Origin of the sequence: Rhizocola hellebori (assembly GCF_016862955.1) — a bacterium.
GTDB classification, from domain to species: domain Bacteria; phylum Actinomycetota; class Actinomycetes; order Mycobacteriales; family Micromonosporaceae; genus Rhizocola; species Rhizocola hellebori.
Genome location: NZ_BONY01000009.1, coordinates 18,674 through 37,195, shown reverse-complemented (window position 1 = coordinate 37,195; position 18,522 = coordinate 18,674). Strand labels below are relative to the sequence as shown.

Here is an 18,522-nt window from a genome sequence, read left to right as displayed (position 1 = left end):
TCGAGCTATTTCTCACGAGGCCGACAGTTCAGGCCGGCTGCGGTAGCGCGGCGAGCCTGGCACCCAGCTCGGCCGCGTCCGGGTGGTGGAGCTCAAGGAGAATGTCATGCGCGTGCCGCCAGGCCGCATGGGCGGCGTCGAAGACTTGCGCTGACCGATGGGTGTCACCGAGATGGGTGAGGGTGTCGGCTTCCTGGTAGCGGTCGCCGGCCACCCGGAACAGCGCCAGGGCATGGTGATAGCAGGTGACGGCCTGCTCGTATTCGGCGAGATGGTGATAGGCGAAGCCGAGGGTGTCCCAGGTTTCCGCCTGGTCACGCTGATCCCCGATCTGCTTGAACAGGCCAAGCGCGTGCCAGCAACAGGTTACCGCCAAGTCGTAGTCGCCGAGCTGGGCATGGCACCAGCCCCGGCTGTTGAGAGCCTCGGCCTGCCCGGCGCGGTCCCCGGTCGCCTCGTAAAGGTCCATCGCCTGCAGGGCGTGCCGCAGCGCGCCGCTGTGGTCACCTTGCAGGCCGAGGACCAAGGCCAGCCCGCGATGCGCTGCAGCCTGCCCGGTCACGTCCTGCGCGGTGTGGCAGAGGGTCAAGGCTTGTCGCAGACAACCTGCGGCGTCCGTGTACGCGCCGAGGCGCAGCATGGCGCGGGCCAGACCGTGGAAGGCATGGGCTTGCCCGCACGGGTCAGCCAGCCGCGAAGCCGACCGCAACGCGATCTGCTGGCTGGCCGACTGGTCCTGCCAGTGTCCCTGCCGTTGCAGGAAGTCCACCAGAGTCCACGACAGCTGCCAGGCGTGCCGGTCGTGCCCGGTGTCGGCTGCTTGGCGCACAGCAGCCAGCAACGCGGGGCGGGACATGGTCAGCCACTCCAGCGCGGCGGTGTGGTCGGCGATAGCCTGCACGACCGTGCCCGGTTGCGGGCCGGTCAAGGCGATCGGCGGGCGATGCGGCTTGAGGAGTCTGGCACCGGCGTGCGCCGTATGCAGATAGTGATCGAGCGTGCGATGAATGGCTTGCTGCCGTTCGGATTCGGGTTCGACGCTGTGCGCCAGTTCTGCGGCGTAGGCCCGAAGCAGATCGTGAAGCGTGTACCGGCCAGGCGACTCCTCGGTGACAAGGTGCGCCTTGGTCAGCTCGGATAGAAGTGGCCGCAGTGCTGAGCAACCGACGCCGGCAAGGCTGGCCGCAGCCGGCACCGCGACATACGAACCCGCGTGCAAACCGAGCAGCCGGAACAGCCGCGCCGCCGGATCACTGAGACAGCGATAGGACCACGACAGCACCGCGCGGATATCGGTGACCGGGTCGCCGGTGTCCAGAGCATCCAGCGCACCGCTGGCGGTACGGAGTTCGGCTGCCAAGGCGGCCAACGGAAAGCCGGTCTGCCGGGCGCGGGCGGCGACGATCGCCAGCGCCAGCGGCAGCCTTGCGCAGGCGGTGATGACCTGCTCGGCCGCAGACGGTTCGGCGGCAATCCGGTCGGGGCCGAGCCGTTCGGCCAGCATCGCGGTCGCCTCGGCCGTCGACATGAGGTCAAGCGACAACGGGAAGGCGCCCTCGGCGGCGATCAGGGAAGTGAGCCGGTCGCGGCTGGTCACCACGACGAGCGCGGTGGGTGTGCCAGGCAGCAGCGGGCGCACCTGCTGCGCGTCGCGCGCGTTGTCCAGCACGACAAGCACATGCTTGCCCGCAATCAGGCTGCGATACAGCGCCGCCAACACATTCAGGTCCGCCGGAAGATGTTGGGTCGGCATGTCGAAGGCCTCGAGCAACGCTCGCAGCGCGTCAGCCGGCGGCAGCGCCTGACCGTCCGCGTCGAAGCCGCGCAGATTCACATAGAGCTGTCCATCGGGAAACCGATCCGCCACCCGATGTGCCCAATGCACAGCCAAAGCGGTCTTTCCCACCCCGGCCGTGCCGGAAACCGCGCAGATAACCGTGCCCGGCACTGCATTGGCCAGCATCCCATCGAGCGCGGCAAGTGGACCAGCGCGCCCGGTAAAGACAGAGAGGTTTGGCGGGAGTTGCGCCGGTGTGATCGATGCCGGCCGCACGCCTCGGGCGCTGCTTGCCGCCGGCCCGCCGCTCAGGATCGCGTGGTAGATCTCCTGCAGCTGTGCGGACGGATCCGTCCCCAGCTCCTCTGCCAAGCGGCGACGGGCGTCAAGGTATTCGTGTAAGGCATCGGCGGGACGCCCCGCGCTGGACAGGGCCCGCATCAGCAGGCCGATCACCGACTCGGCCAGCGGATACTCGCCCACCAGCACGGTCAGCTGGCCGATCGCCTTCGCCGGGCGGCCCGCGTCCAATTCGGCCTGTGCCCAGGCCACCACCGCGTCGAGGTACTGCTGGTGCCACGCCCGGCGCGTCCGCTCGGCCCACAGGCCCGGCAGCCCCGCCAGCGGCTCGCCCTGCCACAGCGCGAGCGCCTGGCCGAGCATGTCCGCCCGCATCGCCGAATCGCTGTCCGCAGCGGCCGCAAGTCGTACCAGCCGCTGGAAACGATGCACGTCAACCAAATCCAGGTCGACGTCCAGAACGTAGCCTCCGGAGCGCCGCACAATCCTCGCCGGGGACTGGCCATCCCCGTCGGCAGACTCCAGCACTCTGCGAATCCGGCTAATCAACATATGCAACGTTCGCCGGTACTCTGACCGGGCTTCACCCCATACCCGATCCAAGATCGTATCTGTCGGCACCGTCTGGCCGGCGTGGAAAGCCAAAGCGGCCAACACGATGCGCTGCTGAGGCGGCCCCGCCCGGAGCACCTGCCCCGCGCTGCGCACCTCAACCGGGCCTAGCAGCCGAAACTCCATTCCCAGCCCTCGGGATCACATCGCTGTTGGAAGATAGGAATAGCCAGAGCGCCCCACGCCGTAGCCCAGCCATCGCAATACTCGGCTGCGAGGGGACGCCGGCTCACCTTAGGCTTCCGTTCGAGTGCGCGACAAGGCTGGCCTTATCGGCACCGGTCAGTTGCCGATTGCAGAGGAGCGGTTAGTGGCTAGTCAACTGTTGGCGGTCTGCTTCGGCGCGAGCGACCCGCCGAGCCAGGCGCGGTTCTGGTCGGGGGTTCTGGGCTGGCCGATGGTAGACGATCCACGCGACGGCGTCGCGGTCCTTCCCTCGGATGACACCGGGTTCCGAATCCGTTTCGTGCCAACCGAAGTGCCGAAGGCCGAACTCAACTGGCTGCATTTTGATTTGACGAGCAAGTCTTTCGACGGCCAGCAGCAGACGGTGGCCAGAGCGCTCGGGCTGGGCGCACAGCATTTTGACGTCGGCCAGCTTCCGGAGGACGAGCATGTGGTGCTCGCCGACCCGGAAGGCAACGAGTTCTGCGTGATCGAGGCGGGCAACAATTTCCTCGCCGAGTGCGGTTTCATCGGAGCGCTTTCCTGCGACGGCTCGCAGGCGGTCGGCTATTTCTGGAGCAAGGCGCTGGGGTGGCCGCTGGTCTGGGATCAGAACGAGGAGACCGCGATCCGTTCGCCGCACGGAGGTCCGAAGATCACGTGGGGCGGCCCGCCGGTGAGACCGAAGGTTGCCGAGAACAGGGTGTTTTTCGAGCTTGCCCCGCCTGCCGACGGTGACCAGCAGGCAGAGGTCGACCGGCTGACTTCGCTCGGCGCGACACGAATCGACACCGGTCAGGGCGAGGACGGCCGGGTGGCGATGGCCGACCCCGACGGCAACGAGTTCTGGGTGCTGACACCCCGCTGACCAGGCTTCAGGCGGGCGGCGGGGGAGGGGAGTATGCGGCGTGCGGCGTCGCTCGCGCGCCCTACCCCCTGATCGGTGGTCCACGCCCACCGGCGGCGCGGGGGCGAAGGTGGTCTCCATGCCATCGCGGGCATGAGTGTGGTGCTGTCCTTTCACCAGACACTTACGGGTCGGTGGCCGCGGGCGTGGGAGGCGTGGCGCGCCGTCCGTCGTGAAGGGACTCATGATGACCGATCATCGGCATCTCAAGCGCCGGGTGCGGGAACGGATGTCGCGCACCCGTGAAAGCTACAGCACCGCGCGCAGGCAGGTGCTCGCACAGGCCAGCTCTGGGCCGCTGCCGGCGGGCCTGGTGCCCGGGTACGACATGTTCGGGGCGGGCGGGCATCGCCTCAGTTCACTGGTGGGCCACCTGTTGCGCCAGGCCGGTCATGTCGCACCACACACCGCGGCGCCTTACAGCGAGGCCATGGTGTGCGGGCTCGGCGGAGGTATCGGATTCATGTACGCGACATTCGAGTACACGAATATCCCGCCGCTTGTCACCATCGTGGCGCAGCACCATCCGGAGCCGTGGCTCGCTGCGGTCCTGGCCCGGCTCGGGATCGGGTCCTCCGAGACGCACAGCGGCAGCGTGCCGCGCGCGCTGGCCCAGCTGCGTGCCGATCTTGAGCTCGAGAAGGCAGCCCTGTGCCTTGTCGATCGCAGCGCCCTGCCGTGGCACAGCGACACGCTCGCGTTGGCATCCGATCCGTACCAAGTAGTGGTGGCAGGCGCCAAAGGCGACATCCTCTATCTCGACGATGTCAACGCTCAGCCACACCCGATTTCCGAGGATGATTTCGCCCGTGCGTGGTCGGGATACAAGAAGGGACGCCACCATCGGGTCACCGTGGACCGGCCGGCCAAGCCGGTGGATTTGCCTGCCGCGATCGCAACGGCATTGGCTGTCACGGTGGCGCACCTGACCGGGCCGGTGCTGGGCAACAGTTTCGATGTGAATTTCGGCTTCTCGGGCATGACCCGGCTGGCCGCGCAGCTGCGCGATGAGCGCACGAAGTCGGGATGGGTCAGGCGTTTCGCTGATCCGGGTGCTTACGCGTGGGCCCTGCTGCGCCTCTACGAGTGCGTCGAGCTGGAGTACACCGCGGCGGGAGCGACGCGGCCGCTGTATGCCGACTTTCTGGACGAGGCGGCAGTTGTCTTGGGCAAGAAGGAGCTGGCGCGGGCGGCAGAGCTGTTCCGCCAGTCGGGCCAATCCTGGTCGAAGCTGGCCGATCTGGCCGCCGAGACCGCCGACGACCTGCCCGAGGTCACCGAGCTGGCGCGTCGCCGGATGACGGTGGTCATGACGATGGGGCGGGCGGGCGCGGAGGAGATCAAGGCGCTGTCGGCGGCGATCACCGCGGCGGATGCGCCCGGTCCGGACCCAGCCGTGCTTGGCGCGCTGGCCGAGCTGGTGGACACCGCCCGCACCTTCGAGGAGCAGGCGGTCGCGCTGCTAGCACGCTAAACCAGGTGCGGGATTCTCTTGCTGGCCAGCCACATCCGCCACGCGTAAGGCGGGTGGGTGCGGCTTGGCCAGCCTTTGGCCACATGGGTGCGGTTGGCGAAGGACGCCATCTGCTCGTGGCCGTGCAGCTTCACGGCGATCAGATCGCTGGCGAACTCGGCTTCCCAGTTCTTCACCAGGGCATGCAGGACAAGGCTTGCGGCGATGATGGCCCAGATCCACGGGTCGAGAGTGATCGCGGCGGGAAGCAGGAAGCTGCGCCGCAGCCATCGATCGATCACGCTGCGCATCGAGTCGTTGCGTAACAGGTGGGCAAGCTCGTGCGCCACCACGAAACCGGACTCGGCGGGCCGGTTGAAGACCTCGCGGGAAACGCCGATGCGCGCCTTGGCCCGGATCCGCACCGCGTGATCGTCGAGGTGGTAGTCGTCGCGCAGCCAGATCGCGAAGTCGCTGATGCCCCATCGCGCCACCAGGGCCATCAGCTCCGGCGGGCTTGGCATCAGGCTGGAGTTGACGGGGGCCGGGATCCTCACCCGGCGGATCATGATGAGGTGCAGCACCGCCACCCACAGCAGGCCGACCGCGGCGAGACCGACCACCAGCTCAGGGCCGGCGGTGTGCTGGCTGGCCACCACCAGAATGGCGAGCGTGCCCAGGTACCAAAGCACATTGACCACGGTCGAGATGAGGTGAGGCCGTGGGCGAGGCCAGTCAAGACCCGCCTGCTGGACCAGCATCCTGCGGAACTCGTCGGGAAGCTCCACAGCCGGTTCGGGAAGCGACGGCACGTGGCCGGCCGCCACCGCGAGCTCGATCATCCTCAGGTCGGCGCCGAGGGCAAGCATTGTCTGCGCCGCCACGGATTCCGGGGTGCGCACCATGGCCAGCACGAGATGGCCCGATGTCAACACACCTTTGTGACCGAGCTTTTTGGACTCTCGTGCCGCCGTGTCGATGAGCGCCATCGACTCTGCGGTATACGGGACGGCGCCCTTCTGCTCGGTGCGGAACACGGGCCGCCGCCGCGCGAGCATCTCCTCGCGTACCACATCAAAGTTAATGCCTTGCTGGGCAAGCGCTCTGATCGCGGCGTCGGTGTGATCGGTGAGAAGGCCAAGCAGCAGGGTGCCGCTGTCGAGGCTGTCGTAGCGCAGGCTTCGAGCTGCCTGCTGGGCCTTAATCAGCGCCTGCCGCGCCTCTTCAGTGAACCGATCAAGCATGGCCGCGCGCCCTCTCCCGACAAAGTCCCAGGCATCCTGCCACACCCTCAATATTTTTTGGGTACGCCCGCCAGGCGGTCCGGATACACCAGCTGGGCGGGTCAGGCGCCGAACCTGCGCTGTCTGGAGGCGTAAGAACGCAGCGCCCGCATAAAATCGATCTTTCGGAATCCGGGCCAGTACACGTCGCAGAAATGCAGCTCGGAGTAGGCCGCCTGCCACAATAGGAACCCCGACATCCGCCGCTCGCCGCTGGTGCGGATCACCAGGTCAGGGTCGGGCTGCCCGCCGGTGTACAGATACGCGGCGATCGCGTCGGCGCTGAGGCGCTGCGCTACGTCATCGAGGGTCGCGCCCGAGCGCGCCTCCTCCTCCAGCAGGCAACGCACCGCGCTGACGATTTCCTCGCGGCCGTCATATCCAATCGCGACAGTGAGGTGAAACTCCGCGTTCCTGCTGCGGGTCTCTTCCTGTGCGAGTTTGAGGGCATGCCTGGTGGAGTCGGGCAGAACCTCCAGCCGCCCGGCCAGATGCAGCTGCCAAAGGCTGGTCTGCCGCGACAACCGCTGCGCCACCACGGTTTCGATCATCTGCATGAGGTGGTCGACCTCGTCGGGGTCTCGCTTCCTCATGTTGTCAGCCGAAGCGAGGAAGACGGTGACGTGCCGGATGCCGGCCTCGGCGCACCAGCCCAGCACCTCGTCCAGGTGCTCGGCCCCGTAGCGGTGACCGATCCTCGGGTCGTCGAAGCCCATCTGCCGAGCCCAGCGGCGATTGCCGTCCATCACCATCGCCACGTGCCGCGGCATGGCCATGTCACGAAGCTGCGCATGGAGCCGGCCGGCATAGAACCGATACAACGCACGACGTAGGGGCTGCCACATGGGTCGGATCCAACCACGTCGCGCGGGCCGCGAGGCCTCGCCCACACAAGATCTTCACATCGGCGCCACCGGCCGGCCTTGACCGGTGCGTCGCGGCTGTCAACCATTGGCGGCCTGCTGGGTGTCCTTGGAAGGTGGAAGTTGAGGTGGTGATGAGCGCACGCTGGGAGGCGCCGCCGTCGTTCGACGTCTTCATCCAGCAGCGGCATCGCGCGTTGCTGCGATTCGCCCTGGTGCTTTCCGGCGATCCGCTTCTGGCCGAAGACCTGGTCCAGGATGCTCTCGAACACGTCGGCATGCGCTGGTGGCTCATCCGGCGGCGCGATGATCCGGAGGGATACATCCGGCGCACCATCACCAATCGCTTCCTCAACAACCGGCGCGCCCGCCGCCGTGAAGACATTGTTGATGAGGTACCGGATCAGGCCAGCGTTGATCCGGTACCCAGAGATGAAGCTCTTTGGCGGCAGCTGGCTGGCCTGCCGCGGCATCAGCGCGCCGTGCTGGTGCTGCGCTTCTTCGAGGACATGACCGAGGCCCAGGTCGCCGAGGTGCTCGGCTGCTCGGTGGGAGCCGTCAAGACCAGCGGCTCGCGGGGATTGGCCAAGCTGCGCGCCGTCTACAGCCAGGAGGTCCCGAAATGATCGAAGACGACCTTCGGCGGGTGCTCAACTCTCCAGAAAGGACATTGCCGATGTGGCAGGATCCGGTGTCACGCGTCAGAACCGGTATGCGGCGGCGGTTTCGCCGGGCGGTGGTGTCGGCCGCTGCGGTGGTCGTGGTGGCGGCGGCGGGCGTGACGTTCGTGGTGACCCGCCATGCGCCGCAGCCTGGCGAGCCGCCTCTGGCCGACGGTGTGGTGGCCTGGATCGATGCCCCCGCAGCGGCGCAAACGCCACAAGCACCGCCCATATTGGACCCCTTCGGCCTGAATCCGTGCCAGGAAGCCGATATGGCGCAACTCGACGTCCACAGCGTCGTGGCCGACACCGCCCCGCAGAGCGTGGGGCTCGGGTTGCGGGTGCAGAACATCGGAGCGGAGGCCTGTGTGCTTTCTGCCCGGCCAATAGTGCAGAAGCTCGCCAGAGACGGCAGCCCCGTCGGGGGCAGCGTCGAGCCGGGCGTGTTCGACGGTTTGAGCACCGACGGCGCCGAGTCGATCGCGCTTCGGCCAGGGCATTCCGGCGTCGCCTGGTTGTCCTTTCGCGCCACACCCGCGTGCGAGAACGCCTCGGGCGAGGCCGGATCGATGAAGATCACGGCCAACGGCAAGGCGCTCACGCTCAACCAGGGACTTCAGCTGCTGTCCTGCCCGGCGAAGATCGGCGGTTGGCAGAGCGACCTTACCGGTCCGTTCAGTGGCCTGCGCGCCGAGATCAGTGGCGGCTCTCTGAAGCAGGGCAAGGAGTACAGGTACATTGTCGAGCTCACCAACGTCACCAAGGCCGAGGTGTCGCTGACCCATTGCCCGGCCTATACCCAGCAACTTCAGCCTTCGGGCCCCGACCTTCGCCACGATCCGCTGGCCAGCAGCCATCGGCTCAACTGCGATCGCCCCGCCATCGGCCCAGGAGAAGTGGTCCGCTACCAGATGCGGATGCCGGTCGCAGCCGATCTGCCCGTGGGCGCCTGGACTTTGACGTGGTCCATTCCAGGCAGCCCGGCCGGCTTCCTGCACACCGCTGTGCGTCCCTACTGAGCGGCTCAAGGGTGGCGAATTGTCAGGGGTGGGCGATAGCTTCAACCGGACACGATGATCCGATGGCCAGGAAGGGCATGATGAAGCTTCTCCTTACTGATTCGGGGGTCAGGAACAAGAGCATCCATGAGGCGCTGGTCGATCTGCTGGGCAAGCCGATCGCCGAGTCCAATGCCCTGTTCATCCCGACCGCGTTACACGCCCAGCGCAACGGTGCCGTCCAGGCCTACCGTGTGATCAGCGGGCAGGAAGACAGAGCGCCCATGGCCGGGCTGGGCTGGAAATCCGTGGGAATACTGGAGCTCACGGCGCTGCCCAGCGTCGGCGAGCAGCTTTGGGTGCCCCGGGTGCAGGGGGCCGACGCCCTGCTGGTCGAGGGCGGCGATCCCATGTACCTGTGCCACTGGATGCGCGAGTCCGGTTTGGCAGACCTGTTCCCGACCCTGCACCACACGGTCTATGTCGGGCTGAGCGCCGGGAGCATGGTGATGACCCCCAGCATCGGCGAGGACTTCGTGCGCTGGAGCCCACCCGGAGGTGGCGACAAAACGCTGGGCATAGTCGACTTCTCGATCTTTCCGCACGTCGACTACCCCGGCATGCCAGACAACTCTATGGCCAATGCCGAAAAGTGGGCCGCAAAGATGCCGGTGCGGGCATACGCGACAGACAACGAGACGGCCATCAAAGTGGTCGACGGAGACGTGGAAGTCATCTCCGAGGGGCACTGGAGACTGCTCAACCCTTAGCCCACGCTGGGTCGCTGATGTCAAGGTAGACCCCGGCCAGGATGAGACCGGCGGCGAGTCCGTGGGCCGCGGTCGGGGCAAGACCGTAGGCAAGCGCGGCCACCGGCGTGCCGAAAATTGGTTCGGCCAACAGGATGGTGCTGGCGGTGACGGGCGCCAGCTGCCGCATCGCCGTCCAGTAAAGCCAGCACGCCGGTGCGAAAAGGACCAGGCTGATCAGGGCGAGCGCTATCCCGTCGGCGGGATCGGCGCGAAGCCCGATCAGCGACGGGCTCAGCAGCAGACCCGAGGCGAGCATCTGCGCTCCGGCTGCCGCCATCGGCGGGACGTGGCCGGCCACCGCACCCACTGCGGTGACGAAAAGTGCGAGGCAGCCCGCGCTGACGGCGGCCAGCACGTAGCCCCAGGCCGCATGCGGGTAGCGGCCCTGGTCCACGTCCGCGGCGGCGATGAGCACCAGCGCCCCGATGATCATTGCGGAGACCACTGCGATCCGGGGCGTCAATCTCCTGCGCCCGCGAAGAAGTAACGCCGCTGTCAACAGGATCGGCGCGGACAGGTGCAGCGCCATCACCGGTCCCACCGGGGCCAGCTGCAGGGCCACGTAATAGCAGACCACGTTGACCGCTTCGAGCAGGCCGAGCCACCACAGCCGCCGGCCCAGGGCAGCGACCACCGCGCGCAGGCGCTGGCCGCGCGCAACCGTCAACCCGCACAGGAGGACCCCGGTCACCAGTTCCACAGTGGACGCCGCCGTGGCACCGCTCACCGCAAGGCCGGAGACCAGCCCGCCGGAGATGCCCCAAAACGCGGCTGCAGCCAGCATGGCCGCGGCTGCGACAGCTCGCGACGGCAAATGGTCTGGCCGCGGTGCTTCAGCGCCGGTCACCGCCGGCTCAGGTGGCTGGATCGTCGGCGACAAGACGTTCCAGCGTGCGCCGGCCCATGCCGCACATGGCCGGATTGGTTTCGTTGTAGTACCAGACCGCTCCCATTGCTTGCTGGAACGCCCACGCCGCGCCGCGCCGCCATTCGAGGTCTCCGCAGTCAAGGGCCTTGCGCAGCTCAAACCGTGGCCCGGCATCCAGCAGATGCCATGCGCTGACGAGGTCCAAGGCTGGGTCGGCAGGTCCGAATCCGCCGACATCGAGCACCCCGGCCAGACGCCCGCCCGCCACGAGGACGTTGCCGGGAATCAGATCGCGGTGGGCCATCACGTCCTTGGTGTCGCCGCGGGGCAGTTCTCGCATGACCGACCACATTCGGCGCAGCCGGGGCACATCCAGGAGCTGTTCGCTGCGCCGACAACAGGTTTCCATCCACCCGTCGTGTGATTGCAGGTCGCCTCCTCGGCCCGTGCCGCCGAAGGTTCGGCCGCGGGTGTCGATCGCGCGCACGTCGCTGATGAATGAGGCCAGATCGTGGGCGAACCCGACCGATCCAGCCGGGTCCTCCTCGGCGGCGACGACACCCGGTATCCAGGTTTGCACGGCCCACGGAAGCGGGTAGCCCGGCCCGGGTTCACCAAGGGCGACCGGCGTGGGCGTGGGGAACCGCGTGCGCCCCATCAGTTCACGGCCCGCTTCTGCTTCGGCTCGCAGCCAGCGGCGGGTCGCGTCGACGTCGCCGGGCTGCAGTGGAAACCGGGCCGCCAGGCTGTCGCCGACACGGAAGATGGCATTGACGGTGCCTTGCGAGGCGACGCCACGGATGGGCAGCCTGCGCCATTGCGGGAACTGTTCATCGACCAATTCCCGCACCGTTTCCAGCGAGAGGGTCAGCTGATCGGCATGCATCTGCACAGCCGGAAGCCTGGCAGGTGGTGATCTGCGCCCGCAACCGACTTCGGCCCGCTGGCCTAGGCTGGAATGTCATGGAACGCGTGGCCATCATCGGCTGTGGCGGCAGCGGCAAATCCACCATCGCCAAACGCCTCGGCGCCCTGCTGAACCTGCCAGTCAGCCATCTGGATGCGCTCTATTACGACGAAAACTGGAACCCCCTGCCGCTGGCCGAGTTCGCCGCCAAACAAGAGCTGCTCGTCGCGGGGCAGCGATGGCTGATCGAGGGAAACTACGCGACCACCCTGCCGATTCGCTTGGCTGCCGCCGACACGGTGATCTTTCTGGACCTGCCCGCTCCCGTCTGCCTGTGGGGAATCGTGCAAAGGGCGCTGGCGATACCGGGGCGGGCAACATCTCACCGACGGGGTCTTCGATCGGATCAGCTGGAGTTTTTTCTGGTACGTATGGGGCTACCGCAAATCGATGAAGCCCCGCGTGCTGGCCCTGGCCACCGAACACGCGGCCCATACCAAACTGATCATGCTGTCCAGCCGGAGAGCGGCCAACCGGTTCGTCGCGCAAGCCGCGAGCATCGGGTAAGCTAGGGCTTACGCGTAAGGAAATGCTTACCGATTTGGTGGGGGAGGATGGGGCACGCCGAACCTGATGCCGTGTTCACCGCTGTCGCGGACGCGTCCCGGCGCAGGATGATCGCCCGGCTCGCGCACGGTCCAGCGACCACCGGGCAGCTGGCTGAGCTGTTGCCGATCAGCCGACCTGCGGTCTCGCAACACCTGAAACTGCTACAGGACGCCGGTTTGGTGCACACCACGGCCGTCGGCCGGCACCGGTGGCACGAGCTGGCCCGCGACCCTCTGCTGGCCGTGAGTCACTGGGCCGGCGAAATGGCGGCACGGCAAAGCAAAGCACCCCCTGCGAATCTCCGGAAGGAACGTCATGACCCAGCCCGTTAGCTATGTCGAACTCAATTCACCCGACCTTGCGGCCACGGCCGGCTTTTTCGCGGAGGTCTTCGGGTGGCAGGTGCAGCCGTTCGCCGCGCCCGACTATCTGGTGGCCCCGCACGGCGAGGCGCCCGGCGTCGACACCGGGCTGATGCCTTCGCGTGACGGCCAGCCCCGCGCCATCCCCGTCATCCGCGTCGACGATCTCGACAGCGCCATGGCGCGCGTGACGGCGAATGGTGGCCAGGTGGTCGTCGATCCCTTCAGCATCGATGGCGTCGGCCGTGGCTGCTACATCGTCGACCCCGCTGGCCTGCTCATCGGGCTGCATGCCTACGACAAGGATGCCTAAGGTCGTCGATCCCCGCTCTGGACGGTCGTCGGCGGGTGGCCGCCAAGGTGACCAGCACCTCCGGCATCAGCGGGCATCGCCATCATGGCCGCCTCGGCGGCTTGGCCTGCCACGATGGTGCGGGATAGCGCCCACGCGGGGTCGTCGGATTCCCGACGCAGCACCATAAATCGCCTCGGCGGCTTCTGGTCGCCATGATTTGATGGGCGGGTGACCCACCTGAGCATCGCCGAGCTCGGCACCATCCTGTCGATCTGGGCGCATCCCGACGACGAAACCTACCTCGCCGGTGGCATCATGGCCGCTGCCGTGGCCGCCGGGCAGCGGGTGGTGTGCGTGTCGGCGACAGCCGGCGAGCACGGCACCGACGATCCGGTGACCTGGCCGCCGCAGCGCCTCGGTCAGGTACGGCGTTGGGAGACGGCCGCGGCAATGGCCGTCCTGGGCGTCACCGAGCACCACTTCCTGGATTACGCCGACGGCGCTCTGTCCGAAGTGGACCAGGCCGAGGCGATCGCGCGAATCCGCGCGATCATCGATGAGGTGGCACCCGACACCATCCTGACGTTCGGCCCGGACGGGACCACCTTCCACCCCGACCATCAGGCGATCTCGCAATGGACTGGTGCGGCGTGGGAATTGGCGGGCAGACCGGGGCGGCTGCTGCACGCGTCGATGACCGATGACCACCTGGCGAAGTGGGGCAGTCTCTACGAGCAGTGGCAGGTCTTCATGACCGACGAGCGCCCGGTTGGCGTGCCGCGCGAAAAGATGGCCATCGCGATCACCCTCTCCGGCGCCGACCTCGATCGTAAGATCACGGCCCTCGCCGCGATGAGCACCCAGACCAGCTCGGCCATGGCCGCCATGGGAACCGCCTACTGGGAACTCAACTCCGACGAATGCTTCGTGTCGGCCGACTGACTCTCCAATATGGACACTCGGCGCCCGGCTGCGGTCAAGCCGCGACGGCGCCGACGAGTCGATACAGGGCCTGCTTGGTCCGGTTCGCCTCGATGCGGAAGCCGATCGTGCACACCGCCAGCCCGAAGGGCAGGAAGAGAAACGGGAAGACGCCAACGTCGCGGGCGTTGGCGGCGCGGCTCACGACGGCGATGCCGAACCCCACGAAAACCAGGGCGGCAATGGTGAGCCAGAAGCCCATAAAGGCCAGGATGACAGGATGAAGGGCCATGCTCACCTCGATTGTCGAGCCCCCGCCTGCCGGGACGACTCGGCCGGTTATCTCCGGCCGGAAGGAGTTGCGGTAGCCGAGCACACGGTGAATCACAAATCTGTCGCCGTGAACCGAGCCCTGGAACGGCTGCGCCGGCCGCCGTAGCGAGAACCTGACCGGGGCAACCCCGCTGCGCAGCCGGTGGGTGAGCTCATCCACGGGGAGAGGGCTCTGGATGGTGAACCGCTCATAGGGCAGGATCCGCATGCCGACAACGATGCCATCTGTGCGCCACACGATGCCAGGCGCTGTTTGCGGGGCTAGGGATGGGATCGGGTGGCTACGGTGATCGCGGCGGCGGCAAGCAGGCTTCTCAGCCGGGCGTGCGGGAAATGCTCGCCCTCATCCGGTGGTGTCACCCGGGTGCTGTAGAAGTCGCTGTCGTGATCGTCGTCTTGTTCAGCCCACATGTTGCCCGCGTCGTCGCGATGCCACACCACCTGCTGGCCGCGGAAGTCGGCGCGGTCAAGCCAATCGCTGCCCGCGGGCCAGTAGCCTTCCCAATCCTGAGGCCGCAGCGCGGAGTATGCCGCGTCCACCTCGGCGACGGCGGCGTCCACGTCGTCGCCGTCGAAGACCGCGGCGAACCGGCACAGCAAGGCCATCGGCGCTCCTGGATGCGGCAGCTGTGGATCCAGCACCGAGACCGCGCGGCAGATCAGGTCGAGTTCCGGCCAGCGCAACGCGAAAGGATGCCAATGCGCCAGGTCGTCCCAGCCCAGCGAGGCAATGTCGGCGCCACCCGGCGCGGCGATGCCGAGCTCGTACGAGCCGAGATCGTTGTCGATGTCGAGCACCACCAGATGCCCGCCGCCGACGTCGAAGCTGACGACGAACGCGTCCTCCCGCTCCTCGTCACCTTCCTCGTCTTCGTCTTCGTCGAGCAGCTCCCTGAGGGTGCCGAGCCGATCCGCGCCGGGGCCGTCCTCCGCGGCGAAGGTGTACCGCGCCCAGAACGCGGGATCGTGCAACGATTCGCGCAGCGATACGGGAATGTCCACCCCGCGATCATCGCTCGCCGACCCGCCAGGCCGCCAGTCGGGGCCCGTGTCCGGGTCGCTGGGCTGCAGATCCAGGTGGTGACATCCTGATCAACCTGCCGTATCGTGGCGTTCCATGTCGGTACCGGTTCAGATCATCTTCAGCGCGGTGTGGCTCGTCGCCTACCTGTTGATGTCGCTGCGCTATCAACGGGTTTGGGATGCTCGCATGCGCGGCGCGCTGGGGCGGCGTCTCAACACCAGGGTCGGATGGTCCAAAGTGGACATCTCCGAGGCCGCGCTGACCGACGACAGCGATGCGCCCGTCATGGCCTGGCATGCCGATAGCGACGGCCCGCTGTTGCGCCAACTGGGTCAGGGATTGCTTGTCCGGGCAGCCTATCTCGCCGTCATCGTGCTGCTTGGTGCCGTGCCGCCGCTGGCCCTGATCGGGCTGCAAGTGCTTCTCGGCTTTCACGGACTCGTTGTGCTGGCAAGCCTCGTACCAGTCATAGCGATTTTCTCTCTTTTCTGGGTGGGGACCTACCGCCAGGCAGAATGAGCGCATTCAGCTAGCGCGTCAGAAGTCGCTGGGGTCGGGGTTGGTCAGGCGGATGCTTTCGCGCATGTCGGCTTGGCGGCGAGCGGAGAAACTCGAACCGTCGATGGTGGTCAATGCCCATGGTGTGGAGCAGTCGCCGTCGTGGGTGGGGTCGGGGCAGAGGGTGGTGATGAGGTCGTCGGCGAGCCGGTCGACTTCATCGCTGGAGGCGAGGACGGCTATCTCGATGAGCCACAGCCGCCGGTCGGGCGTGTCACTGGTCACGAAGTCAGCGTGTCACGTCTGGTTTCAGGGCGCGAATGGGTTGTCGCCGGAGGCGATGGCGGCCAGCAGCGCGGAGCGCAACTTGTCATACCTAGCGCAGCTGCCCGCCCAGCGGGACTTGGCGCAGCCGCACTCCGCTGGCCGCGGCGATGGCATTAGCGACAGCAGGGGCAGTGGTGATGGTCGCCGGTTCCCCCGCGCCGACCGGCGGCTGATCCGGGCGGTCGATGAGGATCACTTCGAGAGGCGGGATCTGGGTGAAACGCAGGATCGGGTAGGAATCCCATTCTGTGCACAGCAGCCCGCCCGCGTCCCAGCGAACCTGCTCGATCAAAGCCCGGCTCAGCGACTGAATGAGGTTGCCCTCGATCTGGTTGCGCAGGCCGTCCGGGTTGACGATCAGCCCGCAGTCGTGCGCGATCCAGAGCCGCTCCACCCGCGCCTCATTGTCCACAATGGACACTTCGGCGACCGTCGCCACATAGGCGCCGGTGCCGTCGTAGCGGCCATAGGCGAAGCCGCGGCCCCGGCCCGCCGGCAGCGGCAGACCCCATCCGCAAGCTTGCGTCACAGCATCGAGCACAGCCAGCGCCCGGGGGTCGGTGAGGTGCCGGCGGCGAAACTCGACCGGGTCCACTTCGGCCAGAGCGGCCAGCTCGTCCATGAAGCACTCGTTGGCGAAGGTGTTGGCGGTGGCGCCCAAGCCCCGCAGCGCAGAACCGGGCAGCGCGGGCTTGCGCAGCCAGCGCATCGTGACCCGCTGTGCGGCGATGTCGTAGTCCACCTGGGCGTTGCGGCCACCGCCGATGTACGCGGTGGCTTCCGGCTCGGCGAGGCCGTCACGCAGCCGGCCGGCGATGAGCTGGTCCGGTCTGGCGGGACGGCCGCCGTGCGTGGGGGTCCAGATGTCCGCGCTCCAGAACGCGATCCGCCCCTTCGGGGCGAGCTCCGCTGTCATCCGGGTGGTCATCGCTGGTCCCTTGCGTGCCCAGACGAGCTCGTCGAAACGGGTCCACTGCACCCTTACCGGGCGGCCCAGCTCCTGCGAGATCACGGCGGCATCGGCGGCCGCGTCGTCGGCGCCGTTGTGGCCGTAGCAGCCCGATCCCTCCCGATGGATGACCTCGATCGAGGCCGGGGGCAGGTCAAGCAGCTGGGCCAGTGCTCGTTGTAGCGGGTAGACGCCTTGCGCGGCCGTGTAGACGACAGCACCGTCGGGGCGCACGTCGGCCACCGCGCACGACGGTGCGAGCGAGGCGTGCGCCTGAAACGGCCAGTGGTAGTCGCGCACGATCGTGCGCTGGCCCGCCGCCACGTCGCCGGAGCGTGGCCAGGACACCAGGTCGCTGTCGTCGGTGACCTGCCGGCGCATCCAGCCGAACAGGTCGTCCATCGGCGGCAACGGATGCCCGTCGGTCCACAGGGGACGGATGGCGGCACGGGCCGCGAGCGCCACCTCCTCACGGTCGGCGACCACCGCCAGAAAGTCGTTGCGGCGCACCACGATCACGCCATCTGGCAGCGCGGAGGTGTCGACGTCGACCAGACGCGCGCCGAAGGTGCGGGGGCGCACCACCCGGGCGTGGACCATGCCTTCGACGCGGATGTCGGTGACGAACCCGTCCAGCCCGTTCACCTTGCGGGCGATGTCGGCGCGCCGAACCGCTGTGCCGACGACGGAGTACGACTCGGGGTGTTTGAGCGGTGCCCGGCCATCGATCGTGCGGTGGAACGGCTTTCCGCCCATCAGTTCGGCGTAGCTCCGGCGGCCGCCAGGCCCGGTGATCACGCCGCGGGCCACGGTCAGCGCGTCACCCAGCTGCGCCGTGGCCAGCTCCAGCAACGCTTGACGGGCCTCGGCCGCGGCCCGGCGGATCGCCGCCCCGCCGTCCTTGATCGAACGGCTGCCGGCGGTGTAGCCCTCGTCCGGGCTGCGGCCGGTCCACGGGCCTGCCATGTCGATGTCTTCCACAGCAACGTCGAGTTCTTCGGCGGCGATCTGGGCCAGGGCGGTCATCAGCCCTGTCCCCAGCTCCACCTTGCCGGTCTTGACGGTGACCCGGCCGTTGGCGTGGATCTCGATCCAGTCGTCGATCGGCGTGCCGTCCGCCGCGGTGCTCATCGCCACAGCTCATCCGCGGCCCGGCGCACCGCACGCACGATCCGGTGATGCGCCCCGCAGCGACACAGGTTGTCCTGCAATGCTTCCCGGATGCCGTCGTCGGTCGGGTTGCCGCGCATGACCAGCGCCACCGCCTCGATGATCATGCCGTTGGCGCACATGCCGCACTGCATCGCCTGCTCGTCGGAGAACGCCCGCTGCACCGGGTGCGGCTCACCTTCCTCGGCCAGCCCTTCCAGGGTGACCACCCGGGCGGCGCCCACCCGCTGCAGCGGCAGCCGGCAGCTGGGGACGGCCGCGCCGTCAACGAGCACCTTGCAGGCGCCGCACGCCTCCTCGCCACAGCCGAACTGTGGGCCGTGCAGGCCGAGATCGTTGCGCAGCACGAAAAGCAGCGGCGCATCCCCGGGCGCTTCCACCCGATGGTCCACCCCGTTGACATTGATGGTGAACATGGCGAGCCGTA

The 18,522-nt window shown here is 67.7% G+C and carries 20 protein-coding genes; 10 read left to right on the top strand and 10 right to left on the bottom strand.

The window, feature by feature from the left end; all coding sequences use genetic code 11:
* Nucleotides 1–28 precede the first annotated feature (28 nt).
* Complete coding sequence (locus Rhe02_RS08895; RefSeq protein WP_203907627.1) at nucleotides 29–2,815, bottom strand: AfsR/SARP family transcriptional regulator; 2,787 nt, start codon at nucleotides 2,813–2,815, stop codon at nucleotides 29–31.
* A 184-nt stretch (nucleotides 2,816–2,999) separates the two neighbouring features.
* Between Rhe02_RS08895 and Rhe02_RS08890 the strand changes: the two genes are divergently transcribed.
* Complete coding sequence (locus Rhe02_RS08890) at nucleotides 3,000–3,722, top strand: VOC family protein (protein ID WP_203907626.1); 723 nt, start codon at nucleotides 3,000–3,002, stop codon at nucleotides 3,720–3,722.
* Between the two features lie 223 nt (nucleotides 3,723–3,945).
* Nucleotides 3,946–5,235: a DUF4872 domain-containing protein gene (locus Rhe02_RS08885; protein ID WP_203907625.1), complete on the top strand. Its 1,290-nt coding sequence runs from the start codon at nucleotides 3,946–3,948 to the stop codon at nucleotides 5,233–5,235.
* Here the strand turns inward: Rhe02_RS08885 and Rhe02_RS08880 are convergent.
* Both Rhe02_RS08880 and uppS read right to left on the bottom strand, forming a co-directional pair.
* Entirely contained in the window at nucleotides 5,232–6,458 is a 1,227-nt protein-coding gene (locus Rhe02_RS08880; RefSeq protein ID WP_203907624.1) for a Clp protease N-terminal domain-containing protein, read from the bottom strand. The genes Rhe02_RS08885 and Rhe02_RS08880 overlap by 4 nt on opposite strands.
* Nucleotides 6,459–6,559: 101 nt before the next feature.
* The gene (gene uppS, locus Rhe02_RS08875) at nucleotides 6,560–7,273 is read right to left on the bottom strand and encodes a polyprenyl diphosphate synthase (protein ID WP_239123581.1); all 714 of its coding nucleotides are present in this window, start codon (nucleotides 7,271–7,273) and stop codon (nucleotides 6,560–6,562) included.
* Nucleotides 7,274–7,476: 203 nt separating this feature from the next.
* Between uppS and Rhe02_RS08870 the strand changes: the two genes are divergently transcribed.
* From Rhe02_RS08870 to Rhe02_RS08860, 3 genes are all read left to right on the top strand, one after another.
* Nucleotides 7,477–7,986: a SigE family RNA polymerase sigma factor gene (locus tag Rhe02_RS08870; protein WP_239123579.1), complete on the top strand. Its 510-nt coding sequence runs from the start codon at nucleotides 7,477–7,479 to the stop codon at nucleotides 7,984–7,986.
* Nucleotides 7,983–9,041 carry a DUF4232 domain-containing protein gene (locus tag Rhe02_RS08865; protein ID WP_203907622.1) on the top strand — a complete coding sequence of 353 codons (1,059 nt, stop codon included), beginning with the start codon at nucleotides 7,983–7,985 and terminating at the stop codon, nucleotides 9,039–9,041. Before Rhe02_RS08870 ends, Rhe02_RS08865 begins: the two co-directional genes overlap by 4 nt.
* A gap of 80 nt (nucleotides 9,042–9,121) precedes the next feature.
* Nucleotides 9,122–9,790, top strand: a complete 669-nt coding sequence (locus Rhe02_RS08860) for a Type 1 glutamine amidotransferase-like domain-containing protein (RefSeq protein WP_203907768.1) — start codon at nucleotides 9,122–9,124, stop codon at nucleotides 9,788–9,790.
* Here the strand turns inward: Rhe02_RS08860 and Rhe02_RS08855 are convergent.
* Together Rhe02_RS08855 and Rhe02_RS08850 are read right to left on the bottom strand one after the other, a co-directional pair.
* Nucleotides 9,780–10,616 (bottom strand): DMT family transporter, encoded by an 837-nt coding sequence (locus Rhe02_RS08855; RefSeq protein ID WP_203907621.1) that lies wholly within the window; start codon nucleotides 10,614–10,616, stop codon nucleotides 9,780–9,782. The two genes, Rhe02_RS08860 and Rhe02_RS08855, sit on opposite strands and share 11 nt — an antisense overlap.
* Nucleotides 10,617–10,686: 70 nt before the next feature.
* The gene (locus Rhe02_RS08850) at nucleotides 10,687–11,586 is read right to left on the bottom strand and encodes an aminoglycoside phosphotransferase family protein (protein WP_203907767.1); all 900 of its coding nucleotides are present in this window, start codon (nucleotides 11,584–11,586) and stop codon (nucleotides 10,687–10,689) included.
* A 77-nt stretch (nucleotides 11,587–11,663) separates the two neighbouring features.
* Here Rhe02_RS08850 and Rhe02_RS08845 point away from each other — a divergent pair, with 77 nt between their 5' ends.
* The 4 genes from Rhe02_RS08845 to Rhe02_RS08830 all read left to right on the top strand — a co-directional run bounded on the left by Rhe02_RS08845 (nucleotide 11,664) and on the right by Rhe02_RS08830 (nucleotide 13,815).
* Entirely contained in the window at nucleotides 11,664–12,179 is a 516-nt protein-coding gene (locus Rhe02_RS08845; protein ID WP_239123578.1) for a P-loop NTPase family protein, read from the top strand.
* 66 nt (nucleotides 12,180–12,245) lie between these two features.
* Complete coding sequence (locus Rhe02_RS08840; protein WP_239123577.1) at nucleotides 12,246–12,548, top strand: ArsR/SmtB family transcription factor; 303 nt, start codon at nucleotides 12,246–12,248, stop codon at nucleotides 12,546–12,548.
* The gene (locus Rhe02_RS08835; protein ID WP_203907619.1) at nucleotides 12,532–12,891 is read left to right on the top strand and encodes a VOC family protein; all 360 of its coding nucleotides are present in this window, start codon (nucleotides 12,532–12,534) and stop codon (nucleotides 12,889–12,891) included. Before Rhe02_RS08840 ends, Rhe02_RS08835 begins: the two co-directional genes overlap by 17 nt.
* A 210-nt stretch (nucleotides 12,892–13,101) precedes the next feature.
* The gene (locus Rhe02_RS08830; protein WP_203907618.1) at nucleotides 13,102–13,815 is read left to right on the top strand and encodes a PIG-L deacetylase family protein; all 714 of its coding nucleotides are present in this window, start codon (nucleotides 13,102–13,104) and stop codon (nucleotides 13,813–13,815) included.
* 34 nt (nucleotides 13,816–13,849) lie between these two features.
* Here Rhe02_RS08830 and Rhe02_RS08825 read toward each other — a convergent pair whose 3' ends face one another.
* Nucleotides 13,850–14,335: a hypothetical protein gene (locus Rhe02_RS08825; RefSeq protein WP_203907617.1), complete on the bottom strand. Its 486-nt coding sequence runs from the start codon at nucleotides 14,333–14,335 to the stop codon at nucleotides 13,850–13,852.
* Nucleotides 14,336–14,388: 53 nt separating this feature from the next.
* Nucleotides 14,389–15,129 carry a hypothetical protein gene (locus tag Rhe02_RS08820; protein ID WP_203907616.1) on the bottom strand — a complete coding sequence of 247 codons (741 nt, stop codon included), beginning with the start codon at nucleotides 15,127–15,129 and terminating at the stop codon, nucleotides 14,389–14,391.
* 148 nt (nucleotides 15,130–15,277) lie between these two features.
* Here Rhe02_RS08820 and Rhe02_RS08815 point away from each other — a divergent pair, with 148 nt between their 5' ends.
* Nucleotides 15,278–15,670 carry a hypothetical protein gene (locus tag Rhe02_RS08815; protein WP_203907615.1) on the top strand — a complete coding sequence of 131 codons (393 nt, stop codon included), beginning with the start codon at nucleotides 15,278–15,280 and terminating at the stop codon, nucleotides 15,668–15,670.
* Nucleotides 15,671–15,688: 18 nt separating this feature from the next.
* On the opposite strand, the gene Rhe02_RS08810 is transcribed toward Rhe02_RS08815, so the two are convergent.
* The 3 genes from Rhe02_RS08810 to Rhe02_RS08800 form a co-directional block, all read right to left on the bottom strand.
* Entirely contained in the window at nucleotides 15,689–15,934 is a 246-nt protein-coding gene (locus tag Rhe02_RS08810) for a hypothetical protein (RefSeq protein WP_203907614.1), read from the bottom strand.
* Nucleotides 15,935–16,025: 91 nt separating this feature from the next.
* Nucleotides 16,026–18,056, bottom strand: coding sequence for a xanthine dehydrogenase family protein molybdopterin-binding subunit (locus tag Rhe02_RS08805; protein WP_203907613.1), 2,031 nt, complete (start codon nucleotides 18,054–18,056; stop codon nucleotides 16,026–16,028).
* Complete coding sequence (locus Rhe02_RS08800) at nucleotides 18,053–18,511, bottom strand: (2Fe-2S)-binding protein (RefSeq protein ID WP_203907612.1); 459 nt, start codon at nucleotides 18,509–18,511, stop codon at nucleotides 18,053–18,055. The genes Rhe02_RS08805 and Rhe02_RS08800 overlap by 4 nt, the downstream gene beginning before the upstream one ends.
* Nucleotides 18,512–18,522 lie beyond the last annotated feature (11 nt).

Excerpts from the sequence above, each read along its gene's own strand:
- Rhe02_RS08895 (WP_203907627.1), bottom strand. The coding sequence starts at position 2,815 with ATGGAGTTTCGGCTGCTAGGCCCGGTTGAGGTGCGCAGCGCGGGGCAG.
- Rhe02_RS08885 (WP_203907625.1), top strand. The coding sequence starts at position 3,946 with ATGATGACCGATCATCGGCATCTCAAGCGCCGGGTGCGGGAACGGATG.
- Rhe02_RS08880 (WP_203907624.1), bottom strand. The coding sequence starts at position 6,458 with ATGCTTGATCGGTTCACTGAAGAGGCGCGGCAGGCGCTGATTAAGGCC.
- uppS (WP_239123581.1), bottom strand. The coding sequence starts at position 7,273 with ATGGCCATGCCGCGGCACGTGGCGATGGTGATGGACGGCAATCGCCGC.
- Rhe02_RS08865 (WP_203907622.1), top strand. The coding sequence starts at position 7,983 with ATGATCGAAGACGACCTTCGGCGGGTGCTCAACTCTCCAGAAAGGACA.
- Rhe02_RS08860 (WP_203907768.1), top strand. The coding sequence starts at position 9,122 with ATGAAGCTTCTCCTTACTGATTCGGGGGTCAGGAACAAGAGCATCCAT.
- Rhe02_RS08855 (WP_203907621.1), bottom strand. The coding sequence starts at position 10,616 with ATGCTGGCTGCAGCCGCGTTTTGGGGCATCTCCGGCGGGCTGGTCTCC.
- Rhe02_RS08850 (WP_203907767.1), bottom strand. The coding sequence starts at position 11,586 with ATGCATGCCGATCAGCTGACCCTCTCGCTGGAAACGGTGCGGGAATTG.
- Rhe02_RS08845 (WP_239123578.1), top strand. The coding sequence starts at position 11,664 with ATGGAACGCGTGGCCATCATCGGCTGTGGCGGCAGCGGCAAATCCACC.
- Rhe02_RS08835 (WP_203907619.1), top strand. The coding sequence starts at position 12,532 with ATGACCCAGCCCGTTAGCTATGTCGAACTCAATTCACCCGACCTTGCG.
- Rhe02_RS08825 (WP_203907617.1), bottom strand. The coding sequence starts at position 14,335 with ATGCGGATCCTGCCCTATGAGCGGTTCACCATCCAGAGCCCTCTCCCC.
- Rhe02_RS08805 (WP_203907613.1), bottom strand. The coding sequence starts at position 18,056 with ATGAGCACCGCGGCGGACGGCACGCCGATCGACGACTGGATCGAGATC.
- Rhe02_RS08800 (WP_203907612.1), bottom strand. The coding sequence starts at position 18,511 with ATGTTCACCATCAATGTCAACGGGGTGGACCATCGGGTGGAAGCGCCC.